At 70.1% G+C, this 7,519-nt stretch carries 9 protein-coding genes and 1 pseudogene; 1 reads left to right on the forward strand and 9 read right to left on the reverse strand.

Features of this window, described 5'->3' with window-relative positions:
- Window positions 1-857: pseudogene (locus RDU12_RS09855) on the reverse strand (aminopeptidase); the annotation flags it as partial.
- A gap of 81 nt (window positions 858-938) precedes the next feature.
- Complete coding sequence (locus RDU12_RS09860; RefSeq protein WP_300293094.1) at window positions 939-2,192, reverse strand: multidrug effflux MFS transporter; 1,254 nt, start codon at window positions 2,190-2,192, stop codon at window positions 939-941.
- 114 nt (window positions 2,193-2,306) lie between these two features.
- On the opposite strand from RDU12_RS09860, the gene arsC reads away from it, so the two are divergent.
- Window positions 2,307-2,714: an arsenate reductase (glutaredoxin) gene (arsC, locus tag RDU12_RS09865; RefSeq protein ID WP_300293092.1), complete on the forward strand. Its 408-nt coding sequence runs from the start codon at window positions 2,307-2,309 to the stop codon at window positions 2,712-2,714.
- 25 nt (window positions 2,715-2,739) lie between these two features.
- Here the strand turns inward: arsC and RDU12_RS09870 are convergent, their stop codons facing one another.
- The 7 genes from RDU12_RS09870 to narH form a co-directional block, all read right to left on the reverse strand.
- Window positions 2,740-3,147 (reverse strand): ribonucleotide reductase subunit alpha, encoded by a 408-nt coding sequence (locus tag RDU12_RS09870; RefSeq protein WP_308684533.1) that lies wholly within the window; start codon window positions 3,145-3,147, stop codon window positions 2,740-2,742.
- Between the two features lie 78 nt (window positions 3,148-3,225).
- Window positions 3,226-3,441 carry a hypothetical protein gene (locus RDU12_RS09875; RefSeq protein ID WP_308684534.1) on the reverse strand — a complete coding sequence of 72 codons (216 nt, stop codon included), beginning with the start codon at window positions 3,439-3,441 and terminating at the stop codon, window positions 3,226-3,228.
- Complete coding sequence (locus RDU12_RS09880; RefSeq protein ID WP_308684535.1) at window positions 3,438-3,755, reverse strand: hypothetical protein; 318 nt, start codon at window positions 3,753-3,755, stop codon at window positions 3,438-3,440. Before RDU12_RS09880 ends, RDU12_RS09875 begins: the two co-directional genes overlap by 4 nt.
- The gene (locus tag RDU12_RS09885) at window positions 3,740-4,663 is read right to left on the reverse strand and encodes a peptidylprolyl isomerase (RefSeq protein ID WP_308684536.1); all 924 of its coding nucleotides are present in this window, start codon (window positions 4,661-4,663) and stop codon (window positions 3,740-3,742) included. Before RDU12_RS09885 ends, RDU12_RS09880 begins: the two co-directional genes overlap by 16 nt.
- Window positions 4,660-5,448, reverse strand: coding sequence for a respiratory nitrate reductase subunit gamma (gene narI / locus RDU12_RS09890; protein ID WP_308684537.1), 789 nt, complete (start codon window positions 5,446-5,448; stop codon window positions 4,660-4,662). The genes RDU12_RS09885 and narI overlap by 4 nt, the downstream gene beginning before the upstream one ends.
- 9 nt (window positions 5,449-5,457) lie before the next feature.
- On the reverse strand, window positions 5,458-6,144 hold the full coding sequence (gene narJ / locus RDU12_RS09895) for a nitrate reductase molybdenum cofactor assembly chaperone (RefSeq protein WP_300289628.1): 687 nt from the start codon (window positions 6,142-6,144) through the stop codon (window positions 5,458-5,460).
- Window positions 6,141-7,519, reverse strand: a 1,379-nt coding sequence (gene narH, locus RDU12_RS09900) for a nitrate reductase subunit beta (protein ID WP_308684538.1), incomplete at its 5' end; no start/stop codon positions are given. The genes narJ and narH, both read right to left, overlap by 4 nt.

Below are 7,519 nucleotides of genomic sequence, written 5' to 3' on the forward strand. Positions count from 1 at the left end.
CTCGAACTGATCCCCACCGCCGAAATGGTCGACGTGGGGATCAGTTCGTCGTGAGCGTCGTGCAGCATCGACGGCTCGGTCCAGACGCCGGTGCGCTCGTCGATGGCCTGGAAGGCGACGTCGCCGACGCCGATGGCGATCAGATAGGGCGGCACCGGATTGGGCTCGCGGAAACGCCAGGCGGTGCGGCCGGGTCCGGCCCGTTCGCCGCTTCCGACGGCCTCGGCGCTCATCACCACCTTGAGGTCGGAGGGCGCGCTGATGCGGGCGTCCCAGGTCTGGCGGATGCCCGGGCTGTCCTGGGTCGGGACCCAGGTGCGGGTCAGGATCGCCTGACCCTGGCTGAACATATAGGGGTCCTCGCCGCCGGCGGTCTGGGCCGGGGTCAGCCACTGCAGGGCGGCGGCGTCGGGCCGGGTGGCGTACCGGATGACGATGCGGCGGCGCTCGCCCGCGGCCAGGGCGGGGAAGCGGATGGTCAGGGGCTGGCCGAGGATGGAATCGTTCGGGCCGGTCTCGAACTGCAGCGGAGTCCCGCCGGCGTCACGGACGTCCTGGATGTCGAGATTGCGGACGTCGAGGATGATCTCGTTGGCGCCGGGCTCGCCGGTGATGTCCAGCGCGGCGGCGCCCGACAGGGTCTGGGCCTGGAAGTCGGCGGCGAGATCGAGCGAGACGTGATTGACGCGGGCGATCTCGGGCCGGGCGTAGGAATGGATGTCGCGGACGTAGTCGACCGGGGCGGTCGCGGTCACGGGCGCGGCCGGCGCCCCGTAGCCGGACGGGTTCATGGCGGCGCAGCCCCCGAGGGCGGCGGCCAGGGCGAGGGCGGATACGAGGCCGAGCTTGCGGATCATCGGGGGCGTCCTTGTGCGATTGTCCGCGGGACAACGCCTCGACCGGACGGAAAGATCAACCCCCCGGGCCGCGCCGCCGGGTCAGCCGCCGGTCGGCGCGGGGGCCAGATGACGGGCCTTGAACAGGCGGCCGCGCTCGGCGATCAGCACGAAGACAAGGGCGGTGAGGCCCATTGTCGCCATGCCCAGGGCCATAGGCGCGACCGAGCCGTCGAACTGCTGGCCGATCAGGAAGCCGAGGGTCGAGCCAATGGTGGTCGAGATGAAGCCCTGGGCCGAGGAGGCGGTGCCGGCGATATGGCCCATCGGCTCCATGGCCATCGAGCCGAAATTGCCGGCGATCAGGCCGAAGCAGAACATGGTCAGCCCCTGCAGGACGGCGAAGGTCCAGATGGTCTCGTATCCGGCGAGGGTCACGGCCGAGTGGATCGCGGCCATGACGATGAAGCCGAGCAGGGCCGTGTGCGAGATCAGGCGCGATCCCAGCCGCTCGACCAGCCGGGCGTTGAGCAGGGAGGCGACGGCGATGCCGCCGGCGACCATGGCGAAGACGGTGGTGAACAGCTCCGGCGCCTTGAACACGTCGAAGAAGATCTGCTGGCTGGAGTTGATGAAGCCGAACAGGGCGCCGGTGATGCAGGTCATGGCCAGGGTATAGCCGATGGCCTGGCGGTTTGTGACGGCCTCGCGGAAGGCACCGGCGATCCGGCCGACCCGGATCGGCATGCGGTCTTCGGGGTGCAGGGTCTCGGGCAGGCGGATCGCGGCCCACAGCATGAAGACGCCGCCGGCGAGGGCGAGGACTCCGAAGATCCACGGCCACGGGGCCACGGTCAGGACCAGCTGGCCCAGCGTCGGGGCGAGGATCGGGACTCCGAGGAAGACCAGGAAGCTGAGCGACATGACCCGGGCCATGGTCCGGCCGCTGTAGCGGTCGCGCACGATCGACACCGCCAGCACCCTGAGCGAGGCGGCGCCGAGGCCGGTGCCGACGCGGGCGGCGATCAGCAGGTCGAAGCTGGGGGCGAAGGCGGCGAGGACGCTGAACAGCACATAGAGCGACAGGCCGACCATCAGCACCGGCTTGCGGCCGAAGCGGTCGGCCAGCGGGCCGTAGATGATCTGGGCCGAGCCGAAGCCGAGCAGATAGGCGGTGATGACCCACTGGCGGCCGTTCTCCTCGACCACGCCGAGGGCGTCGCCGATGGCCGGCAGGGCGGGCAGCATGGCGTCGATGGCGAGGGCGTTGAGCGCCATCATCATGGCGATCAGGGCCACGAACTCGGGAAAGCCGGGTCCCTTTCGGGCGGAGGGGACGGCGTCGGCGGAGGTCATCGAGGCCAGATGCGGACGCCAGCGGCGCCGCGCAAGCGCCGGGGCTTGAAATAGCGGCGGCGAAACGTGAAGTGAGCGGCGCGGGGCGGATGGGTCCCGGCAGAGGACCGATCCATGACCGACTTCCCCGTCACCGTGTTCCACAACCCGGCCTGCGGCACCTCGCGCAATGTGGTGGCCATGGTCGAGGCGGCCGGCTACCGGCCCGAGGTGGTCGAATATCTGAAGGCCGGCTGGGGCGCGGACCAGCTGCGCGCGCTGTTCGACCGGGCCGGGCTGACGCCGCGCCAGGCGCTGCGGGAGAAGGGGTCGCCGGCGGCCGAGCTGGGCCTGCTGGAGGCCGGGGTCGAGGACGACGCCATTCTGGCCGCCATGGTCGAGCACCCGATCCTGGTCAATCGCCCGATCGTGACGACGCCGAAGGGCGCGGCCCTGTGCCGGCCTTCGGAGGCGGTCTACGACCTGCTGGACCGGACCCCGGACGGCTTCGTCAAGGAAGACGGGGAGCCGGTGAAGCGCTGATCGCCGACCGCCCCGGAAGAGTCCGTCACCCGAAAACGACTGGCGCGCCGGCCTCGTCATAGGCGGCGAAGCGGCCGAAGCCGCCGTCGCGAACCGCCTCGACCATGATCTGCAAGGCCTGGTCGATCTCGGCCTGTTGCGGGGGCTGTCCGTTCCGGCCGGACAGGCCGGCGGCGAACACCATCTTCCAGGGCGGACCGGCGCGGCGGGCTTCGTCCGCCAGGGCCGCGAAATCGGGCAGGTCCTGCGGCGCCTTGTCCACGCACATCAGCGGCGCGAGGGCGCCGCCTTCGCCGCGCTGGAACCGTTCGCGCTGGGCGGGGGTGGCGTCGTCGGGCAGCTCGACGGCCGCGAAGACGAACAGGAGCCGGTTCGGTTCGGGCTGGTCGAGCGCGGCGGCGACGAGTTGCTGGAAGTGCGAGGTCTGGGTCATCGGCCGCAGGGTGACGCAAATCGGGGGCGCCGTCTCGCGCCCGAGGGGTTTTTCACAGGCGGCCGCGGGACAGGGGGCTCAGGCGAAGATCAGGAACAGGGTGATCGCCACCAGCACCACGACGGCCACGGCCCAGATCACCGGCCAGACGGCCGGGCCCTGTTTGGTGACGGAGATGGTGTCCAGCGGGGTGCTGCCGTGCTGGTCCTCCGCGTAGTGGGCGTCATGGCCCTTCTTCAGGTCCGGGTTCAGGCCTTCCGGTTCGGAGTCCTTCGGGGGCGAGGGATCGGTCATCGGGCTTCCTCCAGCCGTTCGGCGCGCGACGTCGCGAGGCGCCAGCGCACCATTTCTTCGAGGCAGACCAGACCCGGATCGGCGGCGGCGTGCAACCGGCCGGTCAGGCGCGTCCAGGCCTGGAAGTCGGCGTCGCGATCGAAGGCGGCGACGGCGCTGCGGGCGAAACGCGCGGGCGTCTCGCCTTCCGCCTCGGCCGCCGCGCGGACCTGGTCCGCCAGCTCGGGCGAGGCCGTCTCGAGCCAGCGTTCGAAGGCGGGCGTCGCCGCCCGGGCACCGGCCAGAATGTCTCCGAGCGTCAGCATGAGGCGCACGGGGTCTCTGTGGGCGCGGCCAACTCGACCCCCTCGATCTTCGCCGCGGCGGCGAGGCCGGCGACGTAGTTTCCTGCCGCGACGGCCCAGGCGCGGGCCTCCAGGGTGTCGCGGATGCGGTCGGCGACCACTTCATAAGGCAGGTCCCGGCCCGCGATGCGCCGCTCCAGGCGCAGCAGGTGCCAGCCGAAGCGGGAGCGGACCGGCTCGGTGCGGTTGGTCCCCTCGGGCGTGTCCTCCAGCGCCGCCTGCACCGGGGGCGCCAGTTCGCCGCGGCGGACCTGGCCCAGCGAGCCGTCCTGCTGGGCCGAGGGACAGGTCGACCGGGCGCGTGCGGCCTGGACGAAGGCGGGGCGGCTCTGGCCGATCTCGGCCGCCAGTCGCCGCGCCTGGGCCTCGGCCGCCGCCCAGCCGGCGGGATCGTCCGTTTCCGGCTCGATCAGGATGTGGGCGGCCTCGAACAGTTCGGGCGTGTGGAAGCGGTCGCGCTGGCCCTCGAAATAGCGCCGGCATTCGGACTCGTCCGGTTCGGCCGGGGCCAGCTCGCGGTCGAGCAGGCTGCGCACCAGCGCTTCCTCCGGCGCTTCCTGAGCGTCGTCGTCTGGATCGGCCGTCACGCCGAGCTGGCGCGCCCGCCGCAGCAGCAGTTCGCGCACGACCAGCGCCCGGGCGGCGGCGGTCCAGGCCTCGACCGGATCGGTGGCGGGGTGGTGCTGCAGCTCGCGCGCGATGGCCTCGGCCTCGATCTCCACGCCGTCGACGAAGACGTCCGGAAAGCTCGGAGCGGGCGGGCGCGGTGGCGCGCTGCAGGCGCTTTTCGCCTTGGGCGCGGGCGGAGCCGCGGGCGCCGGCGGCCGCGGTCGGGAACCGGAGGATCGGGTCAGGACGAAGCGGGGGGCGTCGGTCACTGGGCGCTCTCCGCCTCGCCGCGGGTGACAGCGGGTCCCCCGAAGGTCGGCGCCGATCCGGGCGGTCCGGCGGTTGGGGTCGTGGACGGCCGCCGCGCCGCGCCGCGCGAACGGACCAGCTGGTAGCCCGGCCGGATCAGGAAGAAGAGCGGAATGCTCCACACATGGACCAGACGGGTGAAGGGCGTGATCAGGAAGATCGTCAGGCCCAGCACGATGTGCAGCTTGTAGACCCAGTAGGCGTTGATGATCAGGTCGGCGGCGGCGGGGTTGAAGGTCAGCAGGCCGTTGGCCCAGCCCATGAACAGCACCATCTCGGACCCGTCGAGGTGCTTCATCGTCCACCAGGTGGTGGCCAGGCCCAGCGCCAGCTGAAGCCACAGCAGCAGCAGCACCAGGATGTCCATCTTCGACGAGCTGCGCCGGATGCGGGCGTCGAACAGCCGCCGGTGCAGCAGCAGCGACGCGCCGATGAAGGCGGCGACGCCGGCGATGCCGCCGACCACCAGGGCCGTCATCTGCTTGAACCCGTGGCCGACGCCGAAATAGTCGAACACCCCGATCGGCGTCAGCAGGCCGACGAAATGCCCGCCCAGCAGGGCGAGGATGCCGAGGTGGAACAGGTTGGAGCCGATCAGCATCTGCTTGCGACGCAGGAACTGGCTGGACTGCGAGCGCCACGAGTATTGCGCCTTGTCGAAGCGAAGGATGCTGCCGAGGATCAGCACGATCACCGCCACATAGGGATACCAGCCGAAGGCCAGTTGGTTCAGAACCCCTTGCATCGCCGCCTCCTAGGTCCGGGCCGGCGCGGAACGGCGCCCCGCGCGGATTTTCGCGATCAGGCCGGTGGGCCCGCCCGCCTCGTGATCGGGACGGCCGAAGGTCACCGGCGCCTCTTGCCATTCGTCGTCGACATCGGCCTCGACCGCCGGATCGCGCTCCAGCAGGGCCTTGAGCGCCTCTGCATCCGGACGCGCCTCGGCCAGTCCGAGCAGGGCGCCGAAGACCGCCGCATAGGGGCTGTCGCGTTCGGCCAGCCTCTGCTGCAGGGCGGCCAGCACATGGGCCGGTTCGCCCAGCAGGTCGCGCGCCTCCTCGAACGGCTGGCAGGCCAGGAACTCCAGATACAGCGGCAGGTAATCGGGCAGCTCGGACAGCGTCATGATGAAGCCGCGGTCGATGTAGGTCTGGCCCAGATCGACCATGGCCGGGCCCCGGTCGCGGCTGTCGCCGTGGACGTGCTCGAACAGGTGCAGCGACAGCTTGCGCGATCGGTCGAACAGGTCGGTGTAATCCGCCTGCAGATCGAACAGGTCGCCGGTCTCGAGCCGGGAGAGCAGCGGCTCCAGTGCGTCGATCGCGTCCCCCGGCGTCAGGCGCTCGGTCCGCAGCGCCTGACGGATGTCGCCGATGTGGGCCTGCAGCTCGGCCGACGGATAGCCGAGCAGCAGCGACAGGGCGCGCAGAGAGCGGATCATGTCGAGACATCCATGTAGGGCGACCGCTTCTTCGTGGTCTTGGGCCCGCCGAACAGGTTCGTTTTCGAGGTGCCGTTGGTGTTGCGGTCGAGGGTGAAGCCGCCCGAGCCGCGCAGGACGTAGGCGTCCTCGTCGGTCTCGCGGTGGGCGGTGGGAATGACGTAGCGGTCCTCGTAGGCCGCCAGCGCCATGATCTTGTACATGTCGTCGATGATCGCGCCGGTCAGGCCGACGCGTTCGGCGATGGACTCGTCGATGCGTCCCTCGATGGTCTTGGACCGCATGTAGGACCGCATGGCCAGCATCCGCTCCAGGCCCCGGGCGACCGGCTCCTCGTCGCCGGCGGTCAGCAGGTTGGCGAGGTAGCGCATCGGGATGCGCAGCGAGCGGACGTCGGGCATGCCGTCGTTGACCGACATCTTTCCGGCCTCGGCCGCCGACTGGATCGGCGACAGCGGCGGCACGTACCAGACCATCGGCAGGGTCCGGTATTCGGGGTGGAGCGGGAAGGCGACCTTCCACACCTTGGCCATCTTGTAGACCGGCGAGCGGACCGCCGCCTCGAGCCAGGCATCGGGCACGCCGTCGGCGCGGGCCTGGGCGATCACGGCCGGGTCGTTGGGGTCCATGAACAGCGACAGTTGGGCTTCGTAGAGGTCCTTCTCGTCCTCGACCGAGGCGGCTTCCTTGATGCGGTCGGCGTCGTAGAGGAACACGCCGAGATAGCGGATGCGTCCGACGCAGGTTTCCGAGCACACCGTCGGCTGGCCGACCTCGATGCGCGGGAAGCAGAAGATGCATTTCTCGGATTTGCCCGAGGACCAGTTGTAATAGATCTTCTTGTACGGACAGCCCGAGACGCACATGCGCCAGCCGCGGCAACGCTCCTGGTCGATCAGGACGATGCCGTCCTCGGCCCGCTTGTAGATCGCGCCCGAGGGGCACGCCGCCAGGCAGGCCGGGTTCAGGCAGTGCTCGCACAGCCTGGGCAGGTACATCATGAAGGTGTTTTCGAACTGGCCGTAGATCTCCTTCTCGATGCCTTCGAAATTGGCGTCGGCGGACCGTTTGGAGAACTCGCCCGAGAGGTCGTCCTCCCAGTTGCCGCTCCATTCGATCTTGGTCATGACGTCGCCGGTGATCAGCGAGCGCGGCCTGGCCGAAGGCTGGGCCTCCAGCTCGGGCGCCTTCTGCAGCCACTCGTATTCGAAGGTGTAGGGCTCGTAGAAGTCGTCGATCTCGGGCAGGTCCGGATTGGCGAAGATCTTGGCGAGGATGCGCCACTTCGAGCCGATGCGCGGTTCGATCTTGCCGTTCTTCTTGCGGACCCAGCCGCCCTTCCAGCGCTTCTGGTTTTCCCAGTCCTTGGGATAGC

Origin of the sequence: Brevundimonas sp., assembly GCF_031082345.1 — a bacterium.
Lineage (GTDB): Bacteria > Pseudomonadota > Alphaproteobacteria > Caulobacterales > Caulobacteraceae > Brevundimonas.